The organism is Dankookia sp. GCM10030260, from assembly GCF_042666655.1.
In the GTDB taxonomy this organism is placed as follows: domain Bacteria; phylum Pseudomonadota; class Alphaproteobacteria; order Acetobacterales; family Acetobacteraceae; genus Paracraurococcus.
In genome coordinates this window covers 179,382-193,243 of the sequence record NZ_JBHTDE010000002.1, presented here as the reverse complement: position 1 = coordinate 193,243, position 13,862 = coordinate 179,382, and the positions used below count along the sequence as shown (strand labels likewise).

General features: G+C 73.1%; 19 protein-coding genes. 15 read left to right on the top strand and 4 right to left on the bottom strand.

The window, feature by feature from the left end; translation table 11 throughout:
* The first annotated feature begins 20 nt into the window (after window positions 1-20).
* The 7 genes from ACFQS7_RS07305 to ACFQS7_RS07275 all read left to right on the top strand — a co-directional run bounded on the left by ACFQS7_RS07305 (window position 21) and on the right by ACFQS7_RS07275 (window position 3,964).
* Window positions 21-431, top strand: coding sequence for a nucleotidyltransferase domain-containing protein (locus ACFQS7_RS07305; RefSeq protein ID WP_380066378.1), 411 nt, complete (start codon window positions 21-23; stop codon window positions 429-431).
* Window positions 432-539: 108 nt separating this feature from the next.
* Window positions 540-896, top strand: coding sequence for a DUF4345 family protein (locus tag ACFQS7_RS07300; RefSeq protein ID WP_380066377.1), 357 nt, complete (start codon window positions 540-542; stop codon window positions 894-896).
* A gap of 39 nt (window positions 897-935) precedes the next feature.
* The gene (gene thiE / locus ACFQS7_RS07295) at window positions 936-1,586 is read left to right on the top strand and encodes a thiamine phosphate synthase (protein ID WP_380066376.1); all 651 of its coding nucleotides are present in this window, start codon (window positions 936-938) and stop codon (window positions 1,584-1,586) included.
* A complete protein-coding gene (locus ACFQS7_RS07290) occupies window positions 1,576-2,457 on the top strand; it encodes a PhzF family phenazine biosynthesis protein (protein ID WP_380066375.1) in 882 nt (293 codons plus the stop codon). Before thiE ends, ACFQS7_RS07290 begins: the two co-directional genes overlap by 11 nt.
* Complete coding sequence (locus ACFQS7_RS07285; protein WP_380066374.1) at window positions 2,457-3,179, top strand: FkbM family methyltransferase; 723 nt, start codon at window positions 2,457-2,459, stop codon at window positions 3,177-3,179. The genes ACFQS7_RS07290 and ACFQS7_RS07285 overlap by 1 nt, the downstream gene beginning before the upstream one ends.
* 60 nt (window positions 3,180-3,239) lie before the next feature.
* Window positions 3,240-3,620 carry a DUF2171 domain-containing protein gene (locus ACFQS7_RS07280; protein ID WP_380066373.1) on the top strand — a complete coding sequence of 127 codons (381 nt, stop codon included), beginning with the start codon at window positions 3,240-3,242 and terminating at the stop codon, window positions 3,618-3,620.
* Window positions 3,617-3,964: a DUF4440 domain-containing protein gene (locus ACFQS7_RS07275; protein WP_380066372.1), complete on the top strand. Its 348-nt coding sequence runs from the start codon at window positions 3,617-3,619 to the stop codon at window positions 3,962-3,964. Before ACFQS7_RS07280 ends, ACFQS7_RS07275 begins: the two co-directional genes overlap by 4 nt.
* Before the next feature lies 1 nt (window position 3,965).
* On the opposite strand, the gene epmA is transcribed toward ACFQS7_RS07275, so the two are convergent.
* Window positions 3,966-5,009: an EF-P lysine aminoacylase EpmA gene (gene epmA / locus ACFQS7_RS07270; protein WP_380066371.1), complete on the bottom strand. Its 1,044-nt coding sequence runs from the start codon at window positions 5,007-5,009 to the stop codon at window positions 3,966-3,968.
* A gap of 84 nt (window positions 5,010-5,093) precedes the next feature.
* Here epmA and ACFQS7_RS07265 point away from each other — a divergent pair, with 84 nt between their 5' ends.
* Window positions 5,094-6,098 carry a lysine-2,3-aminomutase-like protein gene (locus ACFQS7_RS07265; protein ID WP_380066370.1) on the top strand — a complete coding sequence of 335 codons (1,005 nt, stop codon included), beginning with the start codon at window positions 5,094-5,096 and terminating at the stop codon, window positions 6,096-6,098.
* Window positions 6,099-6,409: 311 nt separating this feature from the next.
* Window positions 6,410-7,186: an SDR family NAD(P)-dependent oxidoreductase gene (locus tag ACFQS7_RS07260; protein WP_380066369.1), complete on the top strand. Its 777-nt coding sequence runs from the start codon at window positions 6,410-6,412 to the stop codon at window positions 7,184-7,186.
* On the opposite strand, the gene ACFQS7_RS07255 is transcribed toward ACFQS7_RS07260, so the two are convergent.
* From ACFQS7_RS07255 to modA, 3 genes are all read right to left on the bottom strand, one after another.
* Window positions 7,183-7,422 (bottom strand): hypothetical protein, encoded by a 240-nt coding sequence (locus tag ACFQS7_RS07255; protein ID WP_380066368.1) that lies wholly within the window; start codon window positions 7,420-7,422, stop codon window positions 7,183-7,185. The genes ACFQS7_RS07260 and ACFQS7_RS07255 overlap by 4 nt on opposite strands.
* A 14-nt stretch (window positions 7,423-7,436) precedes the next feature.
* Window positions 7,437-7,562 (bottom strand): hypothetical protein, encoded by a 126-nt coding sequence (locus tag ACFQS7_RS07250; RefSeq protein ID WP_380066367.1) that lies wholly within the window; start codon window positions 7,560-7,562, stop codon window positions 7,437-7,439.
* Between the two features lie 350 nt (window positions 7,563-7,912).
* Window positions 7,913-8,689, bottom strand: a complete 777-nt coding sequence (gene modA, locus ACFQS7_RS07245; protein WP_380066366.1) for a molybdate ABC transporter substrate-binding protein — start codon at window positions 8,687-8,689, stop codon at window positions 7,913-7,915.
* A 183-nt stretch (window positions 8,690-8,872) separates the two neighbouring features.
* Between modA and queA the strand changes: the two genes are divergently transcribed.
* Genes queA through ACFQS7_RS07215 form a run of 6 tightly spaced genes read left to right on the top strand, consistent with a single transcriptional unit; the run spans window position 8,873 to window position 13,839 of the window.
* Entirely contained in the window at window positions 8,873-9,931 is a 1,059-nt protein-coding gene (gene queA, locus ACFQS7_RS07240; protein ID WP_380067227.1) for a tRNA preQ1(34) S-adenosylmethionine ribosyltransferase-isomerase QueA, read from the top strand.
* On the top strand, window positions 9,928-11,097 hold the full coding sequence (gene tgt / locus ACFQS7_RS07235) for a tRNA guanosine(34) transglycosylase Tgt (RefSeq protein WP_380066365.1): 1,170 nt from the start codon (window positions 9,928-9,930) through the stop codon (window positions 11,095-11,097). The genes queA and tgt overlap by 4 nt, the downstream gene beginning before the upstream one ends.
* The gene (gene queF / locus ACFQS7_RS07230; RefSeq protein WP_380066364.1) at window positions 11,094-11,564 is read left to right on the top strand and encodes a preQ(1) synthase; all 471 of its coding nucleotides are present in this window, start codon (window positions 11,094-11,096) and stop codon (window positions 11,562-11,564) included. Before tgt ends, queF begins: the two co-directional genes overlap by 4 nt.
* Window positions 11,548-12,588: a tRNA epoxyqueuosine(34) reductase QueG gene (gene queG, locus ACFQS7_RS07225; protein ID WP_380067226.1), complete on the top strand. Its 1,041-nt coding sequence runs from the start codon at window positions 11,548-11,550 to the stop codon at window positions 12,586-12,588. Before queF ends, queG begins: the two co-directional genes overlap by 17 nt.
* Window positions 12,588-13,283 (top strand): 7-cyano-7-deazaguanine synthase QueC, encoded by a 696-nt coding sequence (queC, locus tag ACFQS7_RS07220; protein ID WP_380067225.1) that lies wholly within the window; start codon window positions 12,588-12,590, stop codon window positions 13,281-13,283. The genes queG and queC overlap by 1 nt, the downstream gene beginning before the upstream one ends.
* Window positions 13,276-13,839 (top strand): VUT family protein, encoded by a 564-nt coding sequence (locus tag ACFQS7_RS07215; RefSeq protein WP_380066363.1) that lies wholly within the window; start codon window positions 13,276-13,278, stop codon window positions 13,837-13,839. Before queC ends, ACFQS7_RS07215 begins: the two co-directional genes overlap by 8 nt.
* Window positions 13,840-13,862 lie beyond the last annotated feature (23 nt).

Sequence of the window (13,862 nt, the reverse complement as noted above, 5' to 3'; positions counted from 1 at the left end):
GCCAGCCGGCCCTGGCGGCGATGGACATCCTGCATGCCGGGCTATTCGGCTCCGTCGCGCGGGACGAGCCAAGGCGGGGGAGCGACATCGACATATTGGTGGAATTCGCGCCGGGCAACCCGCGTGACATCCAGGGCTGTGGCGAGGTCCAGGAACGAATGGCGGCGTTGTTTTCCGGCAGGGTCGACGTGGTGGACCGCGGCGCCCTTCTCGAGAGCCGCGAGGACATCCGGCTCGCGCAGGAGTTCCTCGGCTGCCTGAGCATCGAGAATCTCGCCGCCGATGCCCGAATCCGCTCCGCCGTCGTCCGGTGCCGGGAGATCGTCTCGGAGGCATCCCGCACCGTCGAACCTGCAGCCCTGGCGGGATATCCCGACGCGGGGAACGTCCGCCGGGATGCCTGCAAGTCGGTGCGCCACGACCTGACCTGATCCACGGTGCGGGTCGCCATGCCCGGATCGCCGGGCGTGGTGGAGGCGGAACCGGGCCGCCAGGACTGATGGCTGCATCCGCCGCCGCCTCTGCCGCGTAGCCTTCCCATGCTGCCTTTCGCCATCCGCCTCGCCGCCCTGGTCCCCATCCTCGCCGGCGGCGCCGGGGCGCTGTTCGGCCCGGCCTCCCTCGGCGAGGCGGCGGGGCCGGCGACGGCCAGCCACCTGCGCTACCTCTCCGGCCTGCTGCTGGGCCTGGGCGGCCTTGCCTGGTGGTGCGCCGGCGACCTCAGGGCCCGGCGGCGGGTCTTCGCCGCGCTCTCGGCCATGGTGGTGGTCGGCGGGCTGGCGCGGCTGCTGGGGCTGGCGCTGGATGGGGTGCCGCCCTGGCCGCATGTCGTGGCGCTCGGGATGGAACTGGGCGTGGTGCCGGCCCTGTGGGCGTGGTCGCGCCGGACGGGCTGAACGCTTCCCAAAGCCGCGTCGCCGCGCCATCACTCCGCCATGTCCGAAGACCCCTGCCGCCTCTACCTCATCACCCCGCCGGTCCTGCCGGCCGATTTCGCCGACCAGCTCGCCGCGGCGCTGGATGCCGGCGACGTCGCCTGCCTGCAGCTGCGGCTCAAGGACGCGCCGGCGGACGAGGTCCGCCGCGCGATCGAGGCCTTGATGCCGATCGCCCAGGCGCGCGACGTCGCCTTCATCCTGAACGACGACGCCCTGCTGGCGGCCGAGATGGATTGCGACGGCGTGCATCTCGGGCAGGGCGACGGCGACCATGCCGGCGCCCGCATGCTGCTGCCCGGCAAGATCCTCGGCATCACCTGCCATGACAGCCGGCACCTGGCGATGAAGGCGGGCGAGATGGGGGCGGACTACGTCGCCTTCGGCGCCTTCTTCCCGACCGCCACCAAGGCGGCGCAGCACCGGGCGGAGGTCGGGCTGCTGGAATGGTGGGCGGATGTCTTCACCGTGCCGGCGGTGGCGATCGGCGGGATCACCGCGGCGAATTGCGCCCCGCTGGTCGCAGCGGGGGCGGATTTCCTCGCGGTGGTGGGCGCGGTCTGGAACCATCCGGAGGGGCCTGCCGCCGGGGTCCGGGCGATGAACGCGGCGATCGCGGCGACGCCGCGGGAGGCGCCGGGTGGCGCTTGAATTCGAGACCTGCGACGTCTTCACCGAGACCCGCTTCTGCGGCAACCCGCTGGCGGTGGTGCAGGGCGGCGCGGCGCTGGACGGCGCCGCGATGCAGCGCATCGCGCGGGAGTTCAACCTCTCGGAGACCGTCTTCGTGTTGCCGGCCGAGGCACAAGGCGCCGATGCCCGCATCCGCATCTTCACCCCGGGCGCCGAGCTGCCCTTCGCCGGCCACCCGAATGTCGGCACCGCGGTGATGCTGGCGCGGCGGCGGGGCACGACCGGCGATGCCATCGTGCTCGACCAGGCGGCCGGGCGGGTGGTGGCGCGGCTCGCGCGCGACGCCGCCGGGCTGGTGACCGCGGCCGAGATCGAGGCGCCGCTGCCCTATGCCACCAGCGCCCCGCTGGCGCCGGCGGCGGTCGCCGCCTGCATCGGGCTGCCGGAATCGGCGGTGCTGACCACGACCCATGCGCCGGCGATCGGCGGCTGCGGCAATGCCACGGCCTTCGCGGAGCTGGCCGATCTGGCGGCGCTGGCCGCCGCCGCGCCCGATGCCGCCGCCTTCCGCACCCACCTGCCAGCCAGCGCCTGCATCGGCATCCATTTGCATGTCGCGCTGCCGGACCGGCGCCGCCGCGCCCGGATGTTCGGTCCGTTGGTCGGCGTGCCGGAGGACCCGGCGACCGGCAGCGCCAATGTCGGCCTGGCCGGGCTGCTGCTGCAATCCGCCGGCGGCGAGTGCCTGGCGCTGGAGGTCGAGCAGGGCATCGAGATGGGCCGGCCCTCCCGCCTTTCGCTGCGGGCCTGGCGCGATGCGGCGGGGGCGATCCGCGCCGCGGTCGGCGGTGGGGTGGTGGCGGTCTCCGCCGGCACCATCTCCGTCTGATGGACGAGCTCGGCTTCCACCGCACCCTGCACCGGCCCGGCACGCTGCTGGACGTGGGCGCGCATGACGGCGCCTTCACCCTGCCCCTCGCCGCCTTTCCCGGCAGCCGCGTGCTGGCCTTCGAACCGCTGCCCGCCGCATTCGCCAGGCTGCACGCGGCGGCCGGCGCCCTGCCCAATGTGACGCTGCATCAGGCGGCGCTGGGCGATGCGACGGGCGAGGTGACGCTCAGCCTCCCGGTGGTGGACGGCGTCGCCAACGAGCAATGGGCGAGCACCGCCAAGGGCTACGCCGGCCACGGCGCCCGCGTCGCCGAGCAGCGCTTCGCGGTGCCGCTGCGGCGGCTGGACGAATTCGGCCTCTCCGACCTCACCGCGGTGAAGCTCGACGCCGAGGGAGCGGAGTACGAGGTGCTGCGCGGCGCGGCGGCGACGCTGCGGCGCTGCCGCCCGGTGCTGTCGGTCGAGATCGAGGAGCGGCACCGGCCCGGCAGCACCCATGCCGTGCCGGCTTTCCTCGATGCGCTCGGCTATGACGGGTTCTGGGAGCACTGGGGCGACTGGCGGCCGATGTCCGGCTTCGACCGGGCGACGATGCAGGTCGCGAGCCCCGACCCGACGGTCTTCGCCGCGTCCGACCCCTATGTCTTCGTCTTCTACTTCCTGCCAAGGGAGGCAGCGCCGGCGATGCTGGCGGCGCTGCGGGCGGCCGAGGCCAGCTGAACCGCCGGTTGAACCCTCGGCCCTGCCGGCCGTTCCGTCCTGCCGGGGCAGGAGGAACCTATGAACGACACGGCAGGCGCGATCCGCGGCGGGATGCCGGTGCTGGGCAGCGACGGGCATCCGCTCGGCGTGGTGGACCACCTGGATGGCACCTTCATCAAGCTGATGCGCAGCGACGATGCCTCCGGCGGCCGGCACCGCTGGATCGCCCGTGCCCTCGTCGGCGCGCTGCATGACGGCCAGGTGCACTTGGCGGTCACCGCGACCGAGGCCGATGCGGCAGCGCTGGACGAGGACGAGGCGCAGCGGCGGATGATCTTCGACGCGAATGGGCGGCGGGAATTCGGCCAGCCGGACGATGGCGGCGCGCCGGCGCGGCCGGGCCAGCCGGCCGTGGTCACGGCAGCGCCGGAACCGCATCCCGGGCGACCGCTGCCGTGACCCCGGGGGAGGACGCCGCGCTCTGGGCGCTGGAGGAGCGCTTCTGGCGGGAAGGTGCGGCCGAGTCCCTTGATCCGGCCTGCATCATGGCCTTCCCGCCGCCGACCGGGCTGCTGTCCGGTTCGGCGCTCGGCGCAAGCCTGGCGGCGGCGCCGCGCTGGGCCGCGGTCACCATGACGGACCGGCGTGCCGCGCATCCCGCACCGGGGCTGGCGGTGCTCGCTTATCGGGCGCGCGGGCGGCGGGACGGCGGGCCGACCTACGAGGCCTTCTGCACCTCCTGCTACCGTGCCGTGGCCGAAGGCTGGCGGCTGGTGCAGCACCAGCAGACGCCGGTCGGGTAGCTCAGGGCACGAAGGGCAGCCACAACACGTCGCTGACCGAGCGCGCGCCGGAAGCCAGCATCGCCAGCCGATCGAAGCCGAGGGCGATGCCGCTGCCCGCCGGCATGCCGTGTTCCAGCGCGGCGAGGAAATCCTCGTCCACATCCCAGCCCTCGGCGCCATGGATGGCGCGGCGGGCGGCAACGTCGGCGGTGAAGCGGACACGCTGCTCGGCCGGGTCGGTCAGTTCGTCGAAGGCGTTGGCCAGTTCGATCCCGGCGGCAAAGAGTTCGAAGCGCAGCGCGGCGCGGGGGTCTGTCGGGTCGCGCCGGGCGAGCGCGGCCTGGGGGCTCGGCCAATGGGTGAGGAAGGTGGCGCGGTCGCGGCCTAGATGCGGTTCCACCCGTTCCAGCAGCAGGCGGAAGAACAGGTCCTCCCAGCCCTCTTCCTCACGCGGCGGAGTGCCGACGGCCGCGGCCGCGGCACGAAGGGCGTTGGCATCCCCCTCCCCCTCCGGCGTCACCGTCGCCAGCAGGTCGAGCCCGCCGCACCAGCGGGCGAAGGCCTCGGCCATGCTGATCCGCTCGAAGGGCCGCGTCAGGTCGGTGACCACGCCGGCATGGCCGACCACGGCGGGGCAGACGGCGCGAACGAAATCCTCGGTCTCCGCCAGCATCCCTGCGAAGGGCAGGCCCGGGCGGTACCATTCCAGCATGGTGAATTCCGGGGCGTGGCGCGGGCTGGCCTCGCCGTTGCGCCAGACCCGGGCGAGTTCGAAGACCGGGCCAGCGCCGGCAACCAGCAGGCGTTTCAGCGCCAGTTCCGGCGAGGTGCGCAGCCAAAGGGTGCGCGCCTCGCCCATGCCGAGATGCGGCAGGTATTCGCTGCGGAAGGCCTGGAGGTGGACCTCCATGCCGGGCACCGGCACCAGGCAGGGGGTCTCGACCTCCTGATAGCCGCGGGCGGTGAAGAAGGCGCGGGTGGTGGCGGTGAGTGCGGCGCGGCGGCGGAGGAAGGGCAGCCGTGCGGCGAGACTCTCGGGGTGCCAGGTCGGGGTCGGGGACATGCGGCCATCATGGCACGAAGCGTGGCACCTGCCCCCTGCCCGGCCGTTCCAGGCCGCGCCCCCTTGCCCTATACCCCACCGACCATGCCCGACGGCACTCCGCCCCGCCTTGGCCGCACCCTGACCTCGCCGCGCGCGCTGCACGCGGCCGGGCTGCTGCCGGCCGCGGCGCTGCCGGCGGCCGAGGCGGTGGCGGCGCGCTACAGCATCGCCGTCACCCCGGCGATGGCGGCGCTCATCGACCCGGCCGACCCGGCCGACCCGATTGCCCGGCAATATGTCCCCGACGCGGCGGAGCTGCTGACCGCCCCGCACGAGCTGGCCGACCCGACCGCCGACGGCCCCTTCACCCCGGTGAAGGGCGTGGTGCACCGCTACCCCGACCGCGCCCTGCTGAAGCCGCTGCTGGCCTGCCCGGTCTATTGCCGCTTCTGCTTCCGGCGCGAGGCGGTGGGGCCGGATGGCGGGCTGCTGGACGCCGCGGAGCTGGAGGCAGCGCTGGCCTGGTTCGACCGCACGCCGCAGGTGCGGGAGGCGATCCTGACCGGCGGCGACCCGCTGATGCTCTCGCCGCGGCGGCTGGGGGAGATCCTGCGCCGGCTGGCGGCGCTGCCGCATATCGAGATCCTGCGCATCCACAGCCGCGTGCCGGTCGCCTCCCCGGGGTCGGTGACGCCGGCGCTGGCCGCGGCGCTGGACACGGCCAAGCCTTTGTACCTTTGCGTGCACGCCAACCACGCGCGCGAATTCACCGCCGAGGCGGGCGAGGCGCTGGCCCGGCTGGCCCGCGCCGGCGTGGTGCTGCTCGGCCAGAGCGTCCTGCTGCGCGGCGTCAACGACAGCGCCGCGGCGCTGGAGGCGCTGTTCCGCGCCATGCTGCGTGCCCGCATCAAGCCCTACTACCTGCATCAGCTCGACCCCGCCCCCGGCACCGCCCGCTTCGCCGTGCCGGTGGAGGAGGGCCGCGCCCTGCTGCGGACCCTTCGCGGCCGGGTCACCGGCCTGGCCTGGCCGACCTATGTGCAGGAGCGGCCGGCGGGCGGCGGCAAGGTGCCGCTCGGGCCGGACTACGGCGCGAGGGAGGGGTAGCTGCCCCAGCCCATCGGCGAAGCGCGGCGGCGGGATGTCGTTGCGCCGCTCGCACACCATCTGCTGCCGCGCCTCGATGTCGTGCCGCGCGGTGCAGGCCAGCGCCGAGCACGAGGGCGGCGGAAGCCTGCGCCTCGCCTGCCAGGCCGGCGCCGATCAGGGCGCCCGAAGCCAGCCAGAACAGCGCGATGGCACCGCCGGAAAGGTTCGGCAGGCGGGCAGACCAGCCTGCCGGAGCGCAGGTGTCCACTGGTTGTGTGCCGCGCCGTTTTGCCATAGCTGCGCCGGCTGACCGCGGGAGGGAGACGGAGATGGACAAGGTTGCCCTGGTGACCGGCGCCGGGCGCGGCATCGGCCTGGCCACCGCGCGGCGCTTCCTGGGCGATGGCTGGCGCGTCGCGCTGCTCGACATCGATGCGGCGCTGCTGGACGGCGCGATGGCCGGCCTGGCCGCGCCGGACCGCACCCTGGCGCTGCACTGCGACGTGGCCGATGCCGCTGCAGTCTTTCCCGCCGTGCAGCGCGCCGCGGCGCGCTTCGGGCGGCTGGATGCGCTGGTCAACAATGCCGGGACCGCGGTGTTCAAGCCGCTGCTGGAGACGACGCCGGAGGAATGGAACCGCGTGCTGGCGGTGAACCTCGGCGGGCCTTTCCTGGCGACCCAGGCGGCGGCGGCGATCATGGCGGAAGGCGGTGGCGGCGCGGTGGTGAACGTCACCTCGATCTCCGGCCTGCGCGCCTCAACGCTGCGGGTGGCCTATGGGACCAGCAAGGCGGCGCTGGCCCACCTGACGAAGCAGCAGGCGGTGGAACTGGCCGCGCTCGGCATCCGGGTGAATGCGGTGGCGCCGGGGCCGGTCGAGACGGCGATGGCCAAGGCGGTGCACACGCCGGAGATCCGCCGTGACTACCACGACGCCATCCCTCTGGCCCGCTACGGGCTGGAGGAGGAATTGGCCGAGGCGATCTTCTTCCTCTGCTCCGACCGCGCCAGCTACCTGACGGGGCAGGAGATCGCGGTGGATGGCGGGTTCGACGCGGCGGGGATCGGGTTGCCGACGCTACGGCAGGCACGGCGGAATCTCTAAGGCAGCAAGATCGGGGCTGACCCGGATGTACGGAAGTTGCCCGAAACCGCATCGCGGTTGACGTGCCGTGTTCGCGGCACCTCGTCGCGCGGGAACGGCATGAACGCCTGGCTGAGATCGGCGCGGGTGGTGTGACATCGGTTGTGGGCGCCGTGCTCGTGCATCTGGCCCCAGGGCCGCCCGATCGCCCCGAGATGCGGGCAGCAGGCCGGGTTGACGTGCAGCCTGTCCGGCATCCCGGCTGCGCCGGTCAAGCCTGCGGCAGCTTGGCGTGATGGGTGCGGGCATTGTCGAGGAAGACCTGCAGCATGCGTTTCCGCGGATACGCAGCCTCGACCGCACCCAGCGGCGCGACCGTGCTGCCGGCGTCCGCCATCGGCCTTCCGGCATGCAGGTCCTGCCGGTCGTCAGACCGGTCGTACCGTCGATGTTCGGGCGCTGCCGTCATGGCCGAAACGCGCCAGGCCCTCGATCCATCCGCCGGGTAAGGCCGATGCCGGGTGGCGGATCCCGCGCATTGACTCGACGTGCCAGGCAATGCGCCGCCGTGAGCCGGCGCGCGCCCACGCAATCACATCGCGCCTGGAAGCTCTGCGAGGGAAGCGGGCCCGTATCATCGGGCCGGTCGTATTCCGCTCCGGCTGTTCGCCAGGTGCCACGGATTCTCGGGACGGCGGGAGTAAGCGGGGTTCGGGGTGCATATCTTCTCCCCCGCCAATCGCACCGTCACGGCCCGGCGGTGGTGAAACCGAAGCGCCGCCAGGTCTCCGCCGCGACCGGGCCGGCCAGGAAGGCCAGCAGCATGCGGGCTGCCGGCCTGTCCGCCGCCCGCCGGGTCACCGCGAAAGGATAGGTGACCGGCGGATGGCTGCCCGGCGGGAAGGTTCCAAGCACCTTCACCCCCTGGCTGGCCCGCGCATCGGTCGCATAGACGATGCCGAGCGGCGCCTCGCCCCGCTCGACCAGCAGCAGCGCGGCGCGGACGTTCTCGGCCCGTGCCAGGCGCGGCGCGATCACGGCCCATTGGCCGAAATTCTCCAGCGCCGCTTTGGCGTAGAGGCCGGCGGGCACATGCGCCGGATCGCCGGTGGCCAGCCTGCCCTGCGGCCCGAGCAGGCCGGCAAGGTCCATCCCCGGCCCTGGCGCGGGTGGCGACAGCGTCGAATCCGCCGGCGCGATCAGCACCAGCGCATTGCCGAGCGGGCTGACCCGGCTTTCCCGCAGGATCAGCCCGCGCTGGGCGAGGTAGTCCATCCAGGGTTCGTCGGCGCTCAGGAAGAGGTCGGCCGGGGCGCCCTGCTCGACCTGCCTGGCGAGGGCCGAGGAGGCGGCGAAGGAGAAGCGGACCGGCGGATTGCCGGCCGCGGCGGCGCGCCACAGCGGTTCCAGCGCGCGCAGCCCGTCCTGCAGCGAAGCGGCGGCGAAGACGGTCAGCGGCGCGGTCTCCTGCGCCCGGGCCGAACCGAAGGCGAGGCCGGCGAGGAGGAGGGAGCGGCGGTGCATGACAGTCCTTTCGCTGGGCGGTCAACCTGGGGTCCGCGCGCGGCGTGCGGCGGGCGTTATACGCCGATATTCATAACGCGGGCATCCGCCGCGGCGGCCGGGTGGCGGGTTCGTGTTGCCTTCCACGGGCGTCCGCGCTACCGCCCGCCGATGCCCGCCCCCCCTGCCCCTTCGGCGCCCGCCCTGCGGACGGCGGAATTCGATTTCATGCTGCCAGACCGGCTTGTTGCCCAGGCGCCGATGCGGCCGCGCGACGCGGCCCGGCTGCTGGTGGTGGATCCCGCCGGGCTGCAGGACCGGGTCATGCGCGACCTGCCCGGCCTGCTGGGCCGCGGCGACGTCATGGTGGTGAACGACACCCGGGTGATCCCCGCCCGGCTGCATGGCCGGCGCGGCGAGGCGGCGGTGGAGATCATGCTGAACCGCGCCGACCCGGACGGCAGCTGGGAGGCGCTGGTGCGCAATGCCCGGCGGCTGCGCCCGGGCGACGTCATCGCAATCGACGGCGCGCCCGGCCTGCCCTGCCGCGTGCTGGCACGCGACGGCGGCACCGCGCGGCTCGATTTCGGCCCCGATCCGGCGGTGCTGGCGGCGGCGCTGGACCAGGCCGGGGAAATCCCCCTGCCGCCCTATATCGCCCGGCCGGACGGCCCGCGGCCGGAGGACCGGGCGGACTACCAGACCCTGTTCGCGCAGCGGCCCGGCGCGGTGGCGGCACCCACCGCTAGCCTGCATTTCACCGAAGGGCTGGTCGCGGCGCTGGAGGCGCGCGGGGTGCGGCGGGCCACCGTCACCTTGCATGTCGGCGCCGGCACTTTCCTGCCGATGCGCGCCGAGGACCCGCGGGCGCACCGGCTGCATGCCGAATGGGGCGAGGTGACTGCGGAGGCGGCGGCGACGATCAACGCGGCGCGGCCGGCGGGCGGGCGGATCGTCGCCATCGGCACCACGGCGCTGCGGCTGCTGGAGACGGCGGCGCTCGGCGGCGAAGATGCGTTGCGGCCGGTGCGGCCGTTCCGCGGGCTGACCGACATCTTCCTGCTGCCGGGCCACCGGTTCCGCGCAGCCGACCTGCTGATGACGAATTTCCACTTGCCGAAGTCCACGCTGTTCATGCTGGTCTCCGCCTTCGCCGGCACGGCGCGGATGCGGTCGGCCTACGAGCACGCGATCGAGCAGGGCTACCGCTTCTACAGCTATGGCGACGGCAGCCTGCTGACCCGCGCCGAGGACGCCGCATGACCCTGCACTGGACCAAGACGGCGCAGGACGGCGCCGCCCGCCGCGGCGTGCTGCACACCGCGCATGGCGAGGTGGAGACGCCCGTGTTCATGCCGGTCGGCACCGCCGGCACGGTCAAGGCGATGACTGCCGACAGCGTCCGCGCGACGGGCGCGCGCATGGTGCTCGGCAACACCTACCACCTGATGCTGCGCCCTGGCGCCGAACGGGTCGGCCGGCTCGGCGGATTGCACAAGCTGATGGACTGGCAGGGGCCGATCCTGACCGACAGCGGCGGCTACCAGGTCATGAGCCTGAACGAGCTGCGGCAGATGGACGAGGGTGGCGTCACCTTCCGCAGCCACCTCGACGGCAGCAGGCATCGCCTGACGCCGGAGCGCAGCATCGAGATCCAGCGGCTGCTGGATGCGGACGTGACCATGTGCCTCGACGAGTGCACGCCCTTCCCGGCGACCGAGGAGCAGGCCGCGACGTCGATGCGCCTGTCGATGCGCTGGGCGAAGCGCTGCCGCGACGCCTTCGTGCCGCGCGAGGGCTATGGCCTGTTCGGCATCGTCCAGGGCAGCACCTATCCGGCGCTGCGGGCCGAGAGCGTCGCCGCCTTGGCCGATATCGGCTTCGAGGGCTATGCGGTCGGCGGCCTCGCGGTCGGCGAGGGCCAGGCGGCGATGTTCGGCGTACTCGACTGCACCATGCCGCTGATGCCGACAGCGGCGCCGCGCTACCTGATGGGGGTGGGGACGCCGTCGGACATCGTTGGCGCAGTCAGGCGGGGGATCGACATGTTCGACTGCGTCATCCCGACCCGGTCGGGGCGGACCGGCCGCGCCTATACCAGCCGCGGCATGATGAACCTGCGCAACGCGAAGCACGCCGAGGACCGGCGGCCGATCGACCCCGATTGCGGCTGCTTGGCCTGCACGCGGCATTCCCGCGCCTATCTCCACCACCTCATCAAGGCGGAGGAGATGCTCGGCCCGATGCTGCTGACGTGGCACAACGTGCAGTACTACCAGGACCTGACGCGGGGACTGCGCGACGCCATATTGGCCAAGCGCCTCGACGCCCATGCGGCCGAACTGGAAGCCGCCTGGGCGGCGGGCGACGAGCCACCCGACGACACGGCTAAGGCGGAACTGGCCGAGGACCGGGAGACGCTGCGATGACCGAGGCCATCACCGACACCTCCGGCCTGACGCTGCTGGGCCACTATACGACCGCGCCGACTTCGCCCGAGGCCGCGGTGCTGGAACGCGTGCCGAATCCGCATCCCGGGGTGCAGTACCTCGTGCGCTTCGCCGCGCCGGAGTTCACCTCGCTATGCCCGATGACCGGCCAGCCTGATTTCGCGCATCTGGTGATCGACTACGTGCCGCAGGACTGGCTGGTCGAGAGCAAGTCGCTGAAGCTCTATCTCGGCGCCTTCCGCAACCACGGCGCCTTCCACGAGGCCTGCACGGTCTCGATCGCCCGCCGGCTGGTGGAGGCGCTGGCGCCGGCCTGGCTGCGGATCGGCGGCTACTGGTACCCGCGCGGCGGCATCCCGATCGACGTCTTCTACCAGACCGGCCCGGCGCCGGCCGGCGTCTGGGTGCCCGACCAGGGGGTGCAGCCCTATCGCGGCCGCGGCTGACCCGCGCGAGCTGATCCGGGCCGAGGCGCAGCGGCTCGGCTTCGACGCGATCGGCTTCACCGAGGCACTGCTGCCGGAGGCGGTCCGCGCCCGGCTGGACGCCTTCCTCGAGGCCGGGATGCACGGCACGATGGGCTGGCTGGCCGACCGTGCGGCGCAACGCGCTCAGCCGCGCGCGTTGTGGCCGGAGGCGGTCAGCGTCATCTCGCTCGGCCTGTCCTACGCGCCGGGCGAGGACCCGCTGGCAGTGCTGGCGCGGCGCGACCGCGGCGCGATCAGCGTCTATGCCCAGGGGCGCGACTACCATGACGTGGTGAAGTCGCGGCTGAAGGCGCTCGGCCGCTGGATGGGGCAGCGCTTCGGCACGGCGCTGAAGGTCTTCGTCGACACCGCGCCGGTCGCCGAGAAGCCGCTGGCGCAGCAGGCCGGGCTCGGCTGGCAGGGCAAGCACAGCAACCTGGTCAGCCGCCGCCATGGGTCCTGGCTGTTCCTGGGCGAGATCTACACCACGCTGGCGCTGGCGCCCGATGCACCGGAGGGCGACCATTGCGGCACCTGCCGCAACTGCCTCGCGGTCTGCCCGACCGATGCCTTCCCGGCGCCCTATCGGCTCGATGCCCGGCGCTGCCTCTCCTACCTGACGATAGAGCACAAGGGCCCGATCCCCGAGGAGCATCGCGCGCCCATGGGCAACCGCATCTACGGCTGCGACGATTGCCTGGCGGTCTGCCCCTGGAACAAATTCGCCCGCGCCCATAGCGAGCCCGGCTTCGCCCCGCGCGCCGCCTTGCAGGCGCCGAAGCTGGCCGAGCTCGCCGCGCTGGACGATGCCGGCTTCCGCACGCTGTTCAGCGGCAGCCCGGTCAAGCGCATCGGCCGCGACCGCTTCGTGCGCAACGTGATGATCGCAATCGGCAATTCGGCAGACCCGGCGCTGCGCCCCGTGGCACAAGCCCTCACCGATGACCCCGACCCCGTGGTGGCCGAGGCGGCGCGCTGGGCCGCGCTGCGACTGGAGGCATGATGCGCGACGACGCCGCCCTGGTGCTGTTCAGCGGCGGCCAGGATTCCGCCACCTGCCTCGCCTGGGCGCTCGACCGCTTCGCCCATGTCGAGACCGTCGGCTTCGACTATGGCCAGCGCCACCGCGTCGAGCTCGAGGTGCGCGGCACCTTCCGCACCCGGCTGGCGGCGGAGAACCCGCATTGGGCGGCGAAGCTCGGCGAGGACCACGTGCTGACGCTCGACGCGCTGCGCGCGGTGTCCGACACCGCGCTGACCCGGGACACCGAGATCGCCATGCAGGCGGACGGGCTGCCCAACACCTTCGTCCCGGGCCGCAACCTGCTTTTCCTCACCTTCGCGGCTGCCCTGGCCTATCGCCGCGGCGTCAAACACATCGTCGCCGGCGTCTGCGAGACCGACTATTCCGGCTACCCCGATTGCCGCGACGACACGGTGAAGGCGCTGCAGGTCGCCATCAACCTCGGCATGCAGGCGCGCTTCGTGCTGCACACGCCGCTGATGTGGCGCGACAAGGCGGCGACCTGGGCGCTGGCCGAACGGCTCGGCGGTGCCGCGCTGGTCGAGGCGATCCGCGCTGACACGCATAGCTGCTACCTCGGCGACCGCACCCATCAACACCCCTGGGGCTTCGGCTGCGGCGCCTGCCCCGCCTGCGACCTGCGCCGCCGGGGCTGGGAGATCTGGAATGGCTGACGACATCCACCGCCGCGGCGAGGGCTTCGTGTTCCTCGCCCTTTTCGGTCTCTGCATCCCGGCGGCTAACTGGCTGATCGGTCATGCCGGCACGATGTGCATCCCGCAAGGGCCCTGCCTGATCCCGGTCGCGCCCGGCATCATGGCGCCCTCCGGCGTGCTGATGGTCGGGCTCGCCCTGGTGCTGCGCGACCTGGTGCAGCGGCGGCTCGGCCTCGCCTGGTCGGCGGCGGCGATCCTGGCGGGCGCGGCGCTCTCGGCCCTGCTGGCGCCGCCGGCGCTGGTGCTTGCCTCGGCCCTCGCCTTCCTGCTCAGCGAGCTGGCCGACCTGCTGGTCTATACGCCCCTGCAGCGGCGCGGCCTGGTGCGGGCGGTGGTCGTCAGCAGCCTGGCCGGCTTGGTGGTGGACAGCCTCGTGTTCCTGCAACTCGCCTTCGGCAGCCTGGAATTCCTGCCCGGCCAAGTCCTCGGCAAGCTCTGGATGGTGGCGCTGAGCCTGCCGCTGCTGCATTGGCTGCGCCGGCGGGATGCGCGGCTCGGCCTCACGCCGGCCTGATCGCGACGTCACCGCCAGCGGCG